The 13,967-nt window shown below is 66.7% G+C and carries 17 protein-coding genes and 1 pseudogene; 7 read left to right on the top strand and 11 right to left on the bottom strand.

What is annotated here, in order from left to right; all coding sequences use genetic code 11:
- Window positions 1-474, bottom strand: coding sequence for an FKBP-type peptidyl-prolyl cis-trans isomerase (locus IEY28_RS01600; RefSeq protein ID WP_166968906.1), 474 nt, complete (start codon window positions 472-474; stop codon window positions 1-3).
- A gap of 108 nt (window positions 475-582) precedes the next feature.
- Between IEY28_RS01600 and IEY28_RS01595 the strand changes: the two genes are divergently transcribed.
- From IEY28_RS01595 to mce, 3 genes are all read left to right on the top strand, one after another.
- A complete protein-coding gene (locus IEY28_RS01595) occupies window positions 583-2,265 on the top strand; it encodes an acyl-CoA mutase large subunit family protein (protein WP_188993918.1) in 1,683 nt (560 codons plus the stop codon).
- Between the two features lie 122 nt (window positions 2,266-2,387).
- Entirely contained in the window at window positions 2,388-2,756 is a 369-nt protein-coding gene (locus IEY28_RS01590; RefSeq protein WP_227015762.1) for an SHOCT domain-containing protein, read from the top strand.
- Between the two features lie 44 nt (window positions 2,757-2,800).
- Window positions 2,801-3,190, top strand: a complete 390-nt coding sequence (gene mce / locus IEY28_RS01585; protein ID WP_188993916.1) for a methylmalonyl-CoA epimerase — start codon at window positions 2,801-2,803, stop codon at window positions 3,188-3,190.
- An 18-nt stretch (window positions 3,191-3,208) separates the two neighbouring features.
- On the opposite strand, the gene IEY28_RS01580 is transcribed toward mce, so the two are convergent.
- Window positions 3,209-3,976 carry an NUDIX hydrolase gene (locus IEY28_RS01580; protein WP_188993914.1) on the bottom strand — a complete coding sequence of 256 codons (768 nt, stop codon included), beginning with the start codon at window positions 3,974-3,976 and terminating at the stop codon, window positions 3,209-3,211.
- An 86-nt stretch (window positions 3,977-4,062) separates the two neighbouring features.
- On the opposite strand from IEY28_RS01580, the gene IEY28_RS01575 reads away from it, so the two are divergent.
- Window positions 4,063-5,031, top strand: a complete 969-nt coding sequence (locus IEY28_RS01575; protein ID WP_188993912.1) for a nucleotidyltransferase family protein — start codon at window positions 4,063-4,065, stop codon at window positions 5,029-5,031.
- A gap of 15 nt (window positions 5,032-5,046) precedes the next feature.
- Here IEY28_RS01575 and merB read toward each other — a convergent pair whose 3' ends face one another.
- Window positions 5,047-5,661, bottom strand: a complete 615-nt coding sequence (gene merB, locus IEY28_RS01570; protein ID WP_188993910.1) for an organomercurial lyase — start codon at window positions 5,659-5,661, stop codon at window positions 5,047-5,049.
- Between the two features lie 77 nt (window positions 5,662-5,738).
- Here merB and IEY28_RS01565 point away from each other — a divergent pair, with 77 nt between their 5' ends.
- Window positions 5,739-6,083 (top strand): winged helix-turn-helix transcriptional regulator, encoded by a 345-nt coding sequence (locus IEY28_RS01565; RefSeq protein WP_188993908.1) that lies wholly within the window; start codon window positions 5,739-5,741, stop codon window positions 6,081-6,083.
- 5 nt (window positions 6,084-6,088) lie between these two features.
- Here the strand turns inward: IEY28_RS01565 and IEY28_RS01560 are convergent.
- The 6 genes and pseudogenes from IEY28_RS01560 to IEY28_RS01535 all read right to left on the bottom strand — a co-directional run.
- Window positions 6,089-6,184: pseudogene (locus tag IEY28_RS01560) on the bottom strand (diphthine--ammonia ligase); the annotation flags it as partial.
- Window positions 6,185-6,313: 129 nt separating this feature from the next.
- On the bottom strand, window positions 6,314-6,526 hold the full coding sequence (locus IEY28_RS20875; protein ID WP_425433177.1) for a Dph6-related ATP pyrophosphatase: 213 nt from the start codon (window positions 6,524-6,526) through the stop codon (window positions 6,314-6,316).
- A gap of 33 nt (window positions 6,527-6,559) precedes the next feature.
- Window positions 6,560-7,279: a diphthine--ammonia ligase gene (locus IEY28_RS01550; RefSeq protein WP_188993906.1), complete on the bottom strand. Its 720-nt coding sequence runs from the start codon at window positions 7,277-7,279 to the stop codon at window positions 6,560-6,562.
- A 35-nt stretch (window positions 7,280-7,314) separates the two neighbouring features.
- Complete coding sequence (locus tag IEY28_RS01545) at window positions 7,315-8,439, bottom strand: DUF373 family protein (protein ID WP_188993904.1); 1,125 nt, start codon at window positions 8,437-8,439, stop codon at window positions 7,315-7,317.
- Window positions 8,440-8,482: 43 nt separating this feature from the next.
- Window positions 8,483-9,478 (bottom strand): signal peptide peptidase SppA, encoded by a 996-nt coding sequence (gene sppA / locus IEY28_RS01540; protein ID WP_188993902.1) that lies wholly within the window; start codon window positions 9,476-9,478, stop codon window positions 8,483-8,485.
- Entirely contained in the window at window positions 9,478-10,218 is a 741-nt protein-coding gene (locus tag IEY28_RS01535) for a proteasome assembly chaperone family protein (protein WP_188993900.1), read from the bottom strand. Before IEY28_RS01535 ends, sppA begins: the two co-directional genes overlap by 1 nt.
- A gap of 348 nt (window positions 10,219-10,566) precedes the next feature.
- Between IEY28_RS01535 and IEY28_RS01530 the strand changes: the two genes are divergently transcribed.
- Window positions 10,567-11,475, top strand: a complete 909-nt coding sequence (locus IEY28_RS01530; protein ID WP_188993898.1) for an RsmB/NOP family class I SAM-dependent RNA methyltransferase — start codon at window positions 10,567-10,569, stop codon at window positions 11,473-11,475.
- Window positions 11,472-11,990, top strand: a complete 519-nt coding sequence (locus IEY28_RS01525) for a DUF7122 family protein (protein ID WP_188993896.1) — start codon at window positions 11,472-11,474, stop codon at window positions 11,988-11,990. The genes IEY28_RS01530 and IEY28_RS01525 overlap by 4 nt, the downstream gene beginning before the upstream one ends.
- Before the next feature lie 71 nt (window positions 11,991-12,061).
- Here the strand turns inward: IEY28_RS01525 and IEY28_RS01520 are convergent, their stop codons facing one another.
- Window positions 12,062-12,271: a dodecin family protein gene (locus IEY28_RS01520; protein ID WP_166968880.1), complete on the bottom strand. Its 210-nt coding sequence runs from the start codon at window positions 12,269-12,271 to the stop codon at window positions 12,062-12,064.
- Between the two features lie 94 nt (window positions 12,272-12,365).
- A complete protein-coding gene (locus IEY28_RS01515; protein ID WP_188993893.1) occupies window positions 12,366-13,937 on the bottom strand; it encodes a DUF790 family protein in 1,572 nt (523 codons plus the stop codon).
- Between the last annotated feature and the right edge of the window lie 30 nt (window positions 13,938-13,967).

Raw genomic sequence — 13,967 nt, 5'->3', positions numbered from 1 at the left:
CTACCTGACGTCGACGACTTCGACGTCGAATACCAGCGTCCTGCCGGCGAGTTCGTGGTTGAAGTCCACGGCGACGGCGTCGTCTCGCACCGCCGTCACGTCCCCGTGGAGGCCGTTCTCCGCCTCGACGTGGAGGCCAACTTCCGGAGCCTTACCGACCATCGCCTCGAAGGTCTCCGGGTCGTATTCCCGGACCTTCGCGTCGTCGGCCTCGCCGTAGGCCTTCTCGGTCGGAACCGTAATCGTCGCTTCTTCGCCTTCTTCCATGCCGACGAGGGCCTCGTCGAGTCCCTCGATGATGTCGCCGGCACCGACGGTGAAGGCCAGCGGTGCGTAGTCCCGTGGGTCGGCGTCCTGTGCGTCCAGCAGGCCCTCCGCCTGCGCGACGTCGAGCCGCGAGGTATCGAAGACGCTCCCGTCCTCGAAGCGGCCGACGTACTCGATGGAGACCTCGTCTCCGGGTTCGATCGCCATGCTTCCGAGTGCGGGGAGCAGCGAGATAAATCCCGGGACACGGGAAACTCGTGAACAATCAGGAAGGATTCGCGAACGCTTAAGCCGGGCCCGGTCGACGATACCCCCATGTTCGACCCCGACGAGCTGGACGAGATCCGCGAGGCGAAAGCCGAGTGGGAAGCCGAAGCCGTCCAGCCGACCGTCGACCGGTTCGGCGAGCGCAAGGAGACGTTCACGACGGACACCGAGGGGCACGAGGTAGACCGCCTGTACACGCCCGCAGACGTCGCCGACCTCGATTACGAGGCGGATCTGGGCTTCCCGGGCCGGGAGCCGTACACCCGCGGCGTCTACTCGACGGGCTACCGAGGTCGTCTCTGGACGATGCGGCAGTACGCCGGGATGGGGACCGCCGAGGAGACCAACGAGCGGTTCAACTACCTACTAGACGAGGGCCAGACCGGCCTCTCGATGGCGTTCGACCTGCCGACCCAGATGGGGTACGACTCCGACGCCGCGATGGCGGCCGGCGAGGTGGGGAAGACCGGCGTCGCCATCGACTCGCTTTCGGACATGGAGACGGTGTTCGAGGGCATCCCGCTGGACGAGGTGTCCACCTCGATGACCATCAACGCGCCTGCCTCGGTGCTGCTGGCGATGTACATCGCCGTCGGCGACAAGCAGGGCGTCGACCGCGAGGAGCTACGGGGAACCATCCAGAACGACGTCCTCAAGGAGTACATCGCCCGGAACACGTTCATCTACCCGCCCGAGCCGTCGATGCGGCTCATCACCGACATCTTCGAGTTCTGTGCGGCGGAGGTGCCCAACTTCAACACCATCTCCATCTCGGGCTATCACATCCGCGAGGCCGGCTCGACCGCCGCACAGGAGATCGCGTTCACGCTGGGCGACGGTATCGAGTACGTCGAGGCGGCCATCGAGGCCGGACTGGACGTCGACGAGTTCGCGCCACAACTGTCCTTCTTCTTCGCGTCCTACAACAACATCTTGGAGGAGGTGGCGAAGTTCCGCGCCGCCCGTCGCCTCTGGGCGAAGATCATGGACGAGCGCTTCGACAGCGAGAACCCCAAGTCGAAGCAACTCAAGTTCCACACACAGACCGCCGGGTCGACGCTGACCGCCCAGCAGATAGAGAACAACGTCGTCCGGGTCGCCTATCAGGCGCTCGCGGCGGTGCTGGGCGGCACGCAGAGCCTCCACACCAACGGGAAAGACGAGGCCATCGGCCTGCCGACCGAGGAGTCCGTGCGGACCGCCCTGCGGACCCAACAGATTCTCGCCCACGAGTCCGGCGCGGCCGACACCATCGACCCCCTCGCCGGGAGCTACTACGTCGAGTCGCTGACCGACGAGCTAGAACGGGAAGCCCGCAGCATCATCGAGGACGTGGACGAACGCGGTGGAATGCGCCGGGCCATCGAGAACCAGTGGGTCCAGCGCCAGATTCAGGACGTGGCCTTCGAACGCCAGCGCGAACAGGAGGCCGGCGAGCGCATCATCGTCGGCGTCAACGAGTACGAGGTCGAGGAGGAGGGCCAACAGGACATCGAGGAGGTCGACGAGGCCGTCGAGGCCGCCCAGCAGGAGACCGTCGCCGCCGTCCGCGAGGAGCGAGACGACGAGGCGGTCGAAGACGCGCTACAGGCTCTCGCCGACGCCGCGGCGGGCGACGAGAATCTCATGCCCTACATCGTCGACGCGGTGAAAGCCTACGCCACGACCGGCGAAATCTGTGACGTGCTTCGGGACGTCTTCGGCGAGTACCAGCCCGGATCCTCGATGTAGGCGGCTTTCGAATCGAAGGTTTTCCACGGCGATCTGTTCAACATCGTAACAGGAACCGCATTGAACGTGGAGCGTGTCCTTCTAGGTATGTCTCCGAATCGATACGCTGGCGGTGTCCGACCGTGACCGCGACCGAACGAGATAGCCGACTCGTCGTCCTCGTGTTGCTCGTCCTCGGTGCGCTGCTCGTCCTCCCGGCACTCGCGATGGGATTTGGCATGATGGGGTTCGGGATGATGGGCGGCGGGATGTGGGGCGGTGGCGGGATGTGGGGTGGGACCACATCGGGATGGATGTGGCTCGTCGGTCTCCTGTTCCAACTGCTCTTCCTCGCGGCCATCGTCGGCCTGGGCTATCTCGTCTATCGGGCGGTCACCGGCGGTGACGGCGGCCGAGACGCGGCCGTCGCGGAACTCCGGAGAGCGTACGCTCGCGGTGACCTGAGCGACGAGGAGTACGAGCGACGGCTCGAACGGTTGCGAGAGGAGTGACAGCGGGACAGAGACTTATACGTCGGCCGGACGAGGGACCGAACATGCAGTTCGACCACGCCGGCGTCGCCACCGACGACACCGATACGCTGGCGGCGCTGTACGAGACCGTCTTCGACGCACCGGTCGCCCACGAGGAGGAGTTCGACGGGCTACGAGTGACGTTTCTGGACCTCGGCAACGGCTACTTCGAACTCCTCGAACCACTCCCGGACGCCGAGGGAGCGATTCCCCGCTACCTCGACCGGAACGGGCCCGGTCTCCACCACGTTGCCCTCGCGACCGAGGACATCGCGGCCGCGTTGGAGACCGCCCGCGGCGCGGGCGTCGACCTCATCGACGAGACACCGCGAGAGGGGGCGTGGGGCCACGACGTCGCGTTCTGTCACCCGGCGTCGACTGGCGGCGTCCTCCTGGAGTTCGTCGAGCACTGAGACAGTCAGTCGAGTCGGTCAGGCCGCGTCGTCGGCCGCTGTGTCGTCGCGCTCGCCGTCGAGTTCGTCGCCCCGGTCGCGCGCTTCGAGGAACTGCTTCCAGAGGCGTTCGGCCCCCTCGGTCATGTGTTCGGGTGGCTCGGCGAACCACGCCGCGCCGACGAGTTCGGACTCGTCTACGTCTATCGACCCGCTCGCGTACTCGGCCCGGAAGTAGACGTCGAGCGTGTGGACCGAGCCGTCGGCGTCGGTGTCGGGGTAGTACTTTCGGTGGAACACCTCGTCGACGTCCTCGATGGTCCCGCGGACGCCCGTCTGCTCGGCCATGCGACGGAGCGTGGTTCCCTGCATGGACTCGTACTGCTGTCCCTCGCCACCGCCCGGGAGCGCCCACAGGTCGGCCCCGCGGCCCAGCACCATCAGCACGCGGTCCCGCGTGTCGTGACCGGCCTGTTCCGGGATGTTCTCGCTCAGCTCCGGAAACGTCTCGCCGTCACGGGTGAGGAAGGCGACGCTGTTGCCGTCGTAGCCCGTGCTGTTCGTCGCGGCGAACACCTCCGCGTAGTCGCCGGCCGAGAGTTCGTACGTCTCCTCGGTCACCGGCAGGTCGCCGTACATCGCCCGGAGGTCGTCGAGTTTCCGCTCGACGTTGATCTGGTTTACCTTGTCGATGACGTTCTCGCCGGCCTCGGCGGCCTGCTCGGCCGGGTCCGACCCGAACTGCTCGTCTGTGTCGGCTGCCGGTTTGTCGCCACCCACGTCCTGCGTGCCGTCGTCCCCAGTCATACGTTGGACGTTCCCGTGGACGCCGATAAATGGACCGGTGCCGTCAGATGAAAAGGAACTTGTCCGTCGGCGGTGTCGCCCCCGGTATGAAAGCGATAGTCCTCGCCGGTGGGTACGCGACGAGACTGTGGCCGGTCACGAAACACCGGCCCAAGATGCTCCTCCCGGTGGGCGACTCTACAGTCATCGACCGCATCCTCGCTGACTTAGAGTCGGACGATCGCATCACGGACGTCTTCGTCAGCACGAACGAGCGGTTCGCCGACGACTTCAAGGACCATCTCGCGGCGAGTTCCTATCAGAACGTCTCCCTGACGGTCGAAGAGACCAACGAGGAAGACGAGAAGTTCGGCGTCGTCGGGGCGCTGGCCCAACTCGTCGACCGCGAAGGACTCGGGGACGAGGACCTGCTTGTCGTCGCCGGCGACAATCTCATCAGCTTCGACATCTCGGCGTTCATCGACCACTTCGAGCAGTACGGGGACCCGACGCTTGCGGCCTACGACGTCGGGTCACTAGAGAAGGCGAAGTCCTACGGCCTCATCGAGACGGAGGGCGACGAAGTCGTCGACTTCCAGGAGAAGCCCGACAATCCGAAGAGCACGCTCGTCTCCATCGCCTGCTACGCCTTCCCGGCCGACGCCATCCGCTTCGAGGAGTACCTCTCGGAGGGCAACAACCCCGACGAACCCGGCTGGTTCATCCAGTGGCTCGTCGGGAACGGGACCGTCCGCTCGTTCACCTTCGACGAGGCGTGGTACGACATCGGCACCCCCGAGAGCTACCTCGAAGCCGTCGGCTGGGAACTCGAAGGCGAGAACGTCGTCGCCGAGGACGCCACCATCGAGAACACGACGCTGGGGGACAACGTCCACGTCCTCTCCGGCGCGGAGGTCGTCAACTCCAGTCTGGACAACACGGTCGTGTTCCCGAACGCGACCATCGTCGACGCCGACATCCGGAACTCCATCATCGACAAGGACACGCACATCGAGAGTCTGGATCTGGCCGGCGCGCTCATCGGCGCCCACACCCAGTTGACGAACGGCGGATAGCGCCGCCGACTCTTTTCACGCCCCGGTCTCGAACAGCGTCGTCGCCAGTGCGCCAGCGAGCGCGACGCCCGTCGAGACGGGGACGCTCGTCGTCGCGGCGTCGACGTCGTCGGCCCACGCCTCGTACTCCTGTTCGTCGGCGAAGACGTGGACGTAGCCACACACCTGTCGATAGATGCGCTCTAGGGTCGGGTCCGCGTCGGGGTCGACGTGATCGGAGACGCCCAGCGAGACGACGGCGTCTGCGTGCGACCGGGCGATACCGTCCGGCGCGATGCCGATCTCGACCGTCTCGCCGCGTTCCGGCGTCGTCGACCGGATCGTTCCGGGTTCGTCGCGCAGGAACGGGACGACGAGCGGGTCGAGCACGCAGACGTACTCCTGTCGGTGGTCGGCCCCGACGAACGCGTGGCGACCGTCGTCGGTCGTACAGAGGTCGTCGGCCGTGGGTGGCCGACCGTCCAGTGCTCGCTTGGCCGCCCGCATCTCCTCGACCCACTCGGCACCCGTCTCCGGCGGGGCCGACCCGAACAGCGTCCCCAGATTCGCCGCCACGTCCGGCGGGAGGGCGAAATCGTCGAGGTCCAGTTCCAGTCCGAGGTCGTCGGTGTCGATCATGTCGTCTGCCATTGCACTCTAGCTTTGCAATGCGAAGTTATTAAGCTGTGAAGTCCAAAGTGATAGAGTACGTCCACGGAGACGAAGCTATGGAAGGATTCGACTGTGCCACCGACGACCCGCGGTGTTACTGCCTGCTCTCGGACGTACTTGACCTGCTCGGCCGAAAGTACGTGATGGACATCGTCTGCGTCGTCGCCGTCCACGGGACGGTGCGGTTCGGGACGCTCGAAGCCCACATCCCGGAAGCGAGTACGTCGACGCTGTCGGCCCGCCTCGACTCGCTGGAAGACGCCGGCCTGCTCACCAGAGAGCAGTACGACGAGATTCCGCCACGGGTGGAGTACGAACTGACCGACGACGGCGCGGAACTGGCCGAGCGGCTCCGGCCAGTGCTGGAGTGGGCCCAAGAACGAGATTCAGCGACGGCCTGAGTCAGCTACTCGGCCAGCCACGCGTCGGTGACTTGTAGCGTTCCCCGAGTCCCGTCCCACTCCGTCTCGGACTCCAGTTCGATGCGCCTGTCCATGTGGGGTNCCCCTGCCGTACCTTTTTCGTCGTCGGGTTTCCTCGCGCCGAGGGCGCTGCGGGAACCACTCCTCGAAAAATCTACGCTAAAAAGGCCGGCCACTCGTTCGCACGGCTCACTCGTGGCCGGTTCGGCTCACTCCAGCCACGCGTCGGTGACTTGTAGCGTTCCCCGAGTCCCGTCCCACTCCGTCTCGGACTCCAGTTCGATGCGCCGGTCCATATGCGGCCCGTCGGTCACCAGCGTCTCGAACTCCCCTGCCGTACCTTTTTCGTCGTCGGGTTTCCTCGCGCCGAGGGCGCTGCGGGAACCACTCCTCGAAAAATCTACGCTAAAAAGGCCGGCCACTCGTTCGCACGGCTCACTCGTGGCCGGTTCGGCTCACTCCAGCCACGCGTCGGTGACTTGTAGCGTCCCCCGCGTTCCGTCCCACTCCGTCTCGGACTCCAGTTCGATGCGCCGGTCCATATGCGGCCCGTCGGTCACCAGCGTCTCGAACTCGCCGCCTTCGCCGAGGATGTGGACGCCGTACTCGTCGTTGAGCGCTTCGAGTTCGTCGAGTGCGTCGGCGTCGAGGCGTCGACCCAGCCACGACTCGTCCAAGCCGTAGGCGGCGACGCGGATGATGCGAATCTCGAACCCGGCGTCGAGCATCGCGTCGGCGAGGTCACGGGGGTTCTCCTGCCAGAGCGGGGCGAAGACGTTCGCTTCGAGACGTTCGGCCATCGCCTCGATGCGGGTGGTCTGGTACTCGCTCTCGACGGCCCCGGCGGTGATGCCGCCCACGCCGTCCGGCAGGTCCGCGTCGAGTTCGCGCAGGGCGGCTTCCAGCGGTTCGAGTTCTTCGTCGCCCTGCCGGCCCGAGTCCGCGACGTCGTCGGCTCCGAAGTCGTCGGGTTCGACCTCCAAGAGCGGGATACCGATGCTCTCGGCGGCCAGCGACGCCAGCCGCGTCGCCGGGACGTGGTACATGTAGGAGTCGCCCTCGGGGTGGACCGTCACCAGTCGTTCGACGGGATAGCCACGTTCGAGGGCCCGATACAGCGCCCACGAGGAGTCCTTGCCGCCGGAGAACAGCGAGACCCACGCGCCGTCTGTCATGGCCGTCCGTAGCTCTCGACCGCCTAAATCGCTGTCTATTCGGCCAGTTCCTGCTCGATGTCGGACTGACTGACGTAGGCGGCGACGCGGACGCCGACGAGGCTGATGAGGATGCCGGCGAGGATGAAGATGGCGAGGCGAGTGCCCGCGTCCATCGGGAAGCCGTTGATCTCGACGATGTCGAAGTTCATAGAGGGGACGTGAAACGAACCGAAGACGCCGGCCCGTTCGAGGAAGTACGCCGAGAAGCCGCGGACGACGAGACCGACGGCGACCGCACCGAACGGGAGGTTCACGTACGCGCTTCGGACGCCGTCTCGCTGGAGGAGTTCGTCCAGTAACCGACCCAGCGAAGCAGCGAGCGCCGCCGCCGTCAGCCACGGAACGCTCTCGAAGAGGAACCGATTGGCGAGGATGAATGGGCTAGTCGACCCGACCGAGGATATCTCCAGTGCGCCGGCGAATATCCCGACGACGGAGAGACCGGCGGCGACGACGTAGGTGACGAGCGACACCTGCCCGGAGTACAGGGCCTCGCGAATCTGGCCCGGCAGGCGCGAGAGGTAGGTGTCGATACCCAGCCCTTTGTAGATGAGGAACACGCCGAGGGCGGCGGCGATGGCGCCGACGGTGATAGTGGTGCTGTCGGCGACGATGAGCAAGACCGGGAACGCGAGCAGCGCCAGACCGAGGGGGACCAGCACCGTTTTGCGCAGTTCCTCGTCGGCGAGGAACTGCTTGAGGAGGTAGTACGTCGACTCGATGTCGCGGGCCTGTCGGACGACGACGCGGTCGACGGCGTCGACGCGGACGCGACTCTCGATAATCGGGACGAGGCGCTCGTCCTCGGCGCTGTCCACGACGACGACGGCCGATTCGGGGTCGTACTCGGCGACGAGGTCCTCCGTCTGGTCGGCTATCCGACGGTCGGTCCCGACCGAATCCCCGCCGCCACCGACCACCGCGACGACGGTGTCGTCCCCGTCGGCTTCGAGGTCGTTCGCCACGCGAAGACCTTCGAGCAGGCAGTTGATTCGGCTGTCCTCGGGGTCTACGATACCGGTCTCGGTAATCATCGACTCGACGGCGTCGCTCCCGACTACCGGGCACTCGTCCGCTACCGGGCTGTCCCGATCGATACACACCACCAGCGTGGTCACAGTAGCCGAGAGTGGGTCACAGGGTAAAAAACCCTCGCGCGACTCAGCGCCGGAAAGAAAGGCCGTCGACGTCACCGCCGACCGTACTCGCAAGGCCGGCACCGAACGCGAAGGCGACCCGCTGGGCGCCCCCGCGGAGTCGCCCCATCAGCCCCCGTTCGGGTTCGAACTCGGCGACCGTCACGGTCTCGCCGAGGTGTGTTTCGAGGCGGTCCTCGATGTCGTCTCGGGTACCGATATCGTCGACGAGCCCCCGTTCGTGGGCCTCGGTCCCGAGGAAGATTCGGGCCTCGGTCTCTCTGATGGTCTCGTCGTCCATCTCGCGACCCGCTGCCACCGTCTCGACGAACTGGTCGTAGTAGTCGTCGACGATGCCTTGCAGGTACTCGCGTTCGTCGTCGGTCATCTCCTTCAGCGGCGTCCCGGCGTCCTTGTACTCGCCGGCGGTGAACTGCTCGTAGGAGAGGCCCGCCTGATCGGCGAGGTCCTTGGCGTTGACCCGAGAGCCGATGACGCCGATAGAGCCGACGATAGATCCCTCCCGCGCCCACAGCTCGTCACACCCGGCAGCGATGTCGTAGCCGCCGCTGGCACAGACGTCGGTGGCGTAGGCGACGGTCGGGCCGTCGAAGCGCTCCGCGGCGAGACGGATGTCCTCGCTCGGGACGATCTGGCCACCGGGCGTGTTGAGTTTCAGGAGGAGCGCCTCGGCGCCCTTGTCCTCGTCGGCCCGCTCTATCTGCTCGACCACGTCGTCGGCGCTGGCGCCGGTCGGCGGACTCGCGATGCCGCCACCGCCGTCCCGCGTGATGGGCCCCTCGACGGCGACTTCGGCCACGTTGTGGGCCGGGACGAGCGACCCGGCCGCGTTGCTCCCGATGCGGGCGGCGACGACCACCGTCACCAGCACCAGTACCACACCGAGGAGTTCGGCGAAGTCGTCGGGCACGACGACGAAGACGACCCAGCCGAGCAGTACCGCGACGACGACGACGGCGAGGACGATGCCGCCGCGTTCGAGTGCGTCGGCATCCACCATTACTGATACATCCCCAGCGGTCGAGCGCTCGTGCTCTCCTCGTCGGCCTGTTGCATCTGCTCTGCCAGCCGCTCTTTGGCCTTGCCTATCTCCTCGGCCTGTTCGACGAGCGCCTCCGTGTCCACCTCGAACGATCCGAGCGGGCCGATAGCGGTCGTCAAGAGCGCTCTTGCGGCTTCGGGGTCCGGGAACTGCGGGTCGGCCTCGACGACCAGACCGACGCCGGTCAGGCCGACGCGCTGGGCCTCGTGGACCAGCGCTCCCGTCGGCCCGGTGACCGCCCCGGACTCGGTGGGTACGCTCACGTCGGCGTCCTCAAGCAGTGCTGCCCCGTCACCGGTGGCGACGCCGTACACCTCGGGGACGTCACCGCTTTTCTCCGCGGGCATCCCGCTGAGGAATATCGGCGTCACGTCGTGGCTGACGAACCAGCCGACGATGCAGGTGGCGAACTCCTCGGCCGCCGACGGCGAGACGGGCGCGTCGCTCTGGAGGACCAGCAGGTCTCGGTCCTCGTCGGCGTAGATGCGCACCGGCGCCTTGACCGTCGGGTCGCCCTCGCTGTACACCGCTATCTCCGGAAGGCCATCACAGTGGGCCGTCCCGTAGTGGACCATGTCGTAGGCGTCGACCAGATGGTCGGCCGCTATCTTGCCGACCAGCCCCACCCCGGGGAGCCCCTCGACGAGTGTCGGCTCGTCGAGTTCGACGTCGTCCCGATGGACCTGTATGTGTGCCATACCCCGAGAGAGGACCGCCGTCGGCTTGAAAGGCAGGGCTACTAGAGCGTTACTACGCTGGATTTCTCGCGAGTACGACCGGCGACAATAACCAGAAAGCCCCGGCGTGCTACCCTCCCGCGACTCGCTGTGCGCTTCCTTCGCTCAGTGCAGTGCTTGCGTCGTCGGGGTTCGCGTAGCACGCCGCCCCTTTCAGTCCCACCCGATGCTGGATTGTCAGCCAGCATGGACGGGACTGAACGAGCGGGTTCTGGCTGTGTGAGACGGCGACAGCACCGGCGGCTGTCCGAGAAACCACCGTTCCTAGCTTCGAAACCCACAAACAGACCCCCGACGAACCACGGGCCAATGGAACCCATCGAACGGTATCGCCCCATCGTCGACGACTGGGAGGCGTTCCGGGCGGCCTGCGACCGGCCGCTCCCGTCGGCGATCCGGGTCAACACCATCAAGGCCACCGTCGCGGGCGTGCGAACGGCCTTAGACGAGGCCGGTGTCGCCTACGATCCAGTGGACTGGCACGACCTGCTGTTCGTCCTGCCCGAGGACTCGCCGGGCCGGAACTGGCCGTACTTCCACGGATGGATTCACGGGCAAGAGGAGGTGTCGGCGGTGCCGGCCACCGTCCTCGACGCCCGGCCCGGCGAGCGGGTGTGGGACGCCTGCGCCGCGCCCGGAACCAAGACCACCCAGTTGTCGGCCCAGATGGACGACACCGGCGAGGTGGTGGCGACGGACAACAACCTCGGGCGCATCTCGGCGCTGCGGTCGAACACCGAACGGCTGGGCGCGACGAACGTCGCCGTCACGCACGAGGACGGCCGCAACCACTCGCTGAAACCCTTCGGTGGCGAGGAGTACGACCGAGCGCTCGTCGACGTCCCCTGCTCCTGTGAGGGGACCATCCGCAAGAACCGCGACGCCTTCGACGACTGGTCGCTCTCGCACGTCGAGGGCATCTCGGGCGTCCAGAAGGGCATCCTCACGCGCGCCGTGCAGGCGACGAAACCGGGTGGTACCGTGGTCTACTCGACGTGTACGTTCGCCCCGGAGGAAAACGAGGCGGTGCTGGACTACGCGCTGGCCGAGGAAGACTGCAGAGTCGTCGACTACGACCTCGACCTGACCCATCGCCCCGGCGTCACCGAGTGGGAGGACGAGGAGTTCGACCCGAGCGTGACGAAGGCAAAGCGCATCTACCCCCACCACAACGACACGGGCGGGTTCTTCTGTGCGAAACTGGAGGTGACGGGATGAGCAACGACAGCACGCAGTTCACGCGCTTACCGGAGACGGCCGACGAACGCGAAGACGAGGGCCGCGCGACCCGCGAGGAGGTGCTGGACTTCTGGGCGGAGCGCTTCGGCGTCCCGCCGGAGACGTTCGCCGACCACACCTTCTGGGAACGCGGCGCGGGAAAGATATGGTGCTACCGCGGCGACCCGCCGTCGCCCGTCGACGTCGAGGGACTGGGGATGGCGTTCCTCCGAACGCGACAGGAACACTGGAAACCGACGCTGGAGGCCGTCCAGCGCTTTGGCGAGCACGCGACGAAGAACGTCATCCTCCTCTCAGAGGGCGAGGCCACGGCCTTCGCGGCCGGCCACGATCAGGAACTCGACTGGGAGGGTGACTGGGGCTACCTCGTGGTCACCCACGACCTCGCGGGGCGAGTCGAACCCATCGGTGTCGGCCTGTACGTCTACGGGGAACTGCGGTCGCAGGTCCCGAAAGGGCGGCGGCGGGACCTCGACGACGATAGTAACAATTGAAACGATTCACACACCGACCGCACCGCCGTCGTGCGGTCGGGTGTGCATTGATTTTCGATGGCTACTATAGATCACTGCTGGTGGTGGACGGGGAACGCCACCTCGACGGTCGTCTTGTACTCCGTTATCTGTCCGTCCTCGACGGTCGCCGTCCAGTCCTCGATTTCGACGCCGTGGATGTCCTCGATGGTCTCGCTGGCCTGTGCGACCGCCTCGTGGGCCGCGTCCTCCCACGATTCGGTCGACGTGCCCAGCACCTTGACGATCTTGACTGCTGTCATGCGGTCCCCAATCGAGAAGGGGGCGACTTAGCTATGCTTCGGCTATCGGCGACCCCGAAGGGTAGGCCGGTGTTAGCCGCGTCCGGGACCGACCCTACTCACTGGCACCGTTCTCGCCGGAGCCGTCCGCCCGTTCTCGGACGGTCCCGCCGCTCAGGCCCGTCCACGCCACGCGGTAGCCGAGGCGTGCGAGGACGGCGCTGTCGTCGTCGACGCCGTACTCGTCGAGGACCGCTTGGGCGTCCGAGAGGGACATCCCCGCCTCGATTTCGTCGCCGAGTACGTCGAGGACGCTCGGCCGGATCAGCGTGCGCCCGACGCGTTCGTGGGCCGGGAACGACTTGTCCTCGACGGCGTCCTCGCTGACGCCGTACTCCGCAGCGAGGGCGGCGAGCGACACAACGTCGGCGTCGGGCCGCAGTTCTTCGGGGATGTCGGCCGCGCTCTCGGCGACGAGTTCCGACTCGTAGGGCCGGAGGGCGTCCCGAACGTCCTTGACCCGCACCGTCCCCGAGTACGGAATCGCGCGGTGGTCCCGCGCTTCGATGGCCTCGCCGACGCCCAGCGACTCGTCGACGGCCACCAGCATCTCCACGTCGTCCATCGCGTCGAGGCGGTCGAGTTTCTTCGCGACGTACTCGGGCGTCCAAAAGCCCATCACCTCGAAGAAGACGCGGAACGGGGCGTCGGGGTCGGTCGTATCGCGGACGGTGGCGTCGCCGCCCGGCGCCCACTCGAAGGCGAAGTCGGGGACGACGACGTGTTCGCCGGCCGCGAGCGGTTCGGGTTCGCGAACCAGCCGCCAGTCCAGCCCGAGCGCCGAGAATCGAGCGGCGAAGTCCGCCTCGACGCCGCTGTCGTACGTGACCTCGGCCACGGGGTCGGTGCCGGGTGCGGAGACGTCGACGTCCGAGAGGCGGAGTTCGCGCTCGGTCCCCCGGTCGTCGATGGTCGCGGTCAGGTCCCACTCGGCGGCTTTGATCACGGTCCGGAGAAGGCGCGCAAAGCGGGTTCCGTACCGGCGCGTGTTCGAGAACAGCGCGTCCGGGCCGGTGATTATCACTTCACGGCCCGCCGGCGTCGCGCGTATCTCGTACATGAGACGGAGGCGTTTCACTGCGGAGACGAGCGCTTTCGGATCCGACGATCGAACCCGGACCTCGGTGGCGTCGAACAACGCCGTCTGGGCCAGCGAGAGGTTGTACTGCGTGACGAGTTCGGCCGGCGTCCAGCGTGCGTCCACCTCGGTAAGCACCTGCCGGTCCGCTAAATCGGCGTACAGCGACGACTCCGTCGCGTCGGCGTCGACGCCGAGTCGGTCCGCCGCCCGGTCGATGGCCGCCGCTCGCTCCGCTTCCGTGACGACGCCGACGGCTTCTGCCGCCTCGAACACCCGTTTGCGTGCCCGTTCCGGCGGGACCGCCGCCCGCGTCTCGAAGGTAGCTTCCCGTTCGACGAGTTTGGCGACCCCCCGGACGAGTTTGAAGTCCTCGGCCTCGCCTTCGAGGTCCGCCAGCGCCGCCTGCAGGTCCGCCCGCGTCTCGCCGACGTGGCCTTGATACACCCCGAGGACGCGGGCGGCGAGTCGCTCCCGCGACTCGTCGGCGAACTGTGGGTGGTAGCCGCCGCCGGCCCGGGAGACGCGCAGGAGGTCCTTCGTCAGCACGACGGACACTCCGGCACCGACGGACAAAAA

The sequence above is a fragment of the Haloarcula pellucida genome, assembly GCF_014647235.1.
Lineage (GTDB): Archaea > Halobacteriota > Halobacteria > Halobacteriales > Haloarculaceae > Haloarcula > Haloarcula pellucida.
This window is presented reverse-complemented; position numbering and strand designations above follow the sequence as displayed.

Excerpts from the sequence above, each read along its gene's own strand:
- IEY28_RS01600 (WP_166968906.1), bottom strand. The coding sequence starts at position 474 with ATGGCGATCGAACCCGGAGACGAGGTCTCCATCGAGTACGTCGGCCGC.
- IEY28_RS01595 (WP_188993918.1), top strand. The coding sequence starts at position 583 with ATGTTCGACCCCGACGAGCTGGACGAGATCCGCGAGGCGAAAGCCGAG.
- mce (WP_188993916.1), top strand. The coding sequence starts at position 2,801 with ATGCAGTTCGACCACGCCGGCGTCGCCACCGACGACACCGATACGCTG.
- IEY28_RS01580 (WP_188993914.1), bottom strand. The coding sequence starts at position 3,976 with ATGACTGGGGACGACGGCACGCAGGACGTGGGTGGCGACAAACCGGCA.
- IEY28_RS01575 (WP_188993912.1), top strand. The coding sequence starts at position 4,063 with ATGAAAGCGATAGTCCTCGCCGGTGGGTACGCGACGAGACTGTGGCCG.
- merB (WP_188993910.1), bottom strand. The coding sequence starts at position 5,661 with ATGGCAGACGACATGATCGACACCGACGACCTCGGACTGGAACTGGAC.
- IEY28_RS01565 (WP_188993908.1), top strand. The coding sequence starts at position 5,739 with ATGGAAGGATTCGACTGTGCCACCGACGACCCGCGGTGTTACTGCCTG.
- IEY28_RS01550 (WP_188993906.1), bottom strand. The coding sequence starts at position 7,279 with ATGACAGACGGCGCGTGGGTCTCGCTGTTCTCCGGCGGCAAGGACTCC.
- sppA (WP_188993902.1), bottom strand. The coding sequence starts at position 9,478 with ATGGTGGATGCCGACGCACTCGAACGCGGCGGCATCGTCCTCGCCGTC.
- IEY28_RS01535 (WP_188993900.1), bottom strand. The coding sequence starts at position 10,218 with ATGGCACACATACAGGTCCATCGGGACGACGTCGAACTCGACGAGCCG.
- IEY28_RS01530 (WP_188993898.1), top strand. The coding sequence starts at position 10,567 with ATGGAACCCATCGAACGGTATCGCCCCATCGTCGACGACTGGGAGGCG.
- IEY28_RS01525 (WP_188993896.1), top strand. The coding sequence starts at position 11,472 with ATGAGCAACGACAGCACGCAGTTCACGCGCTTACCGGAGACGGCCGAC.
- IEY28_RS01520 (WP_166968880.1), bottom strand. The coding sequence starts at position 12,271 with ATGACAGCAGTCAAGATCGTCAAGGTGCTGGGCACGTCGACCGAATCG.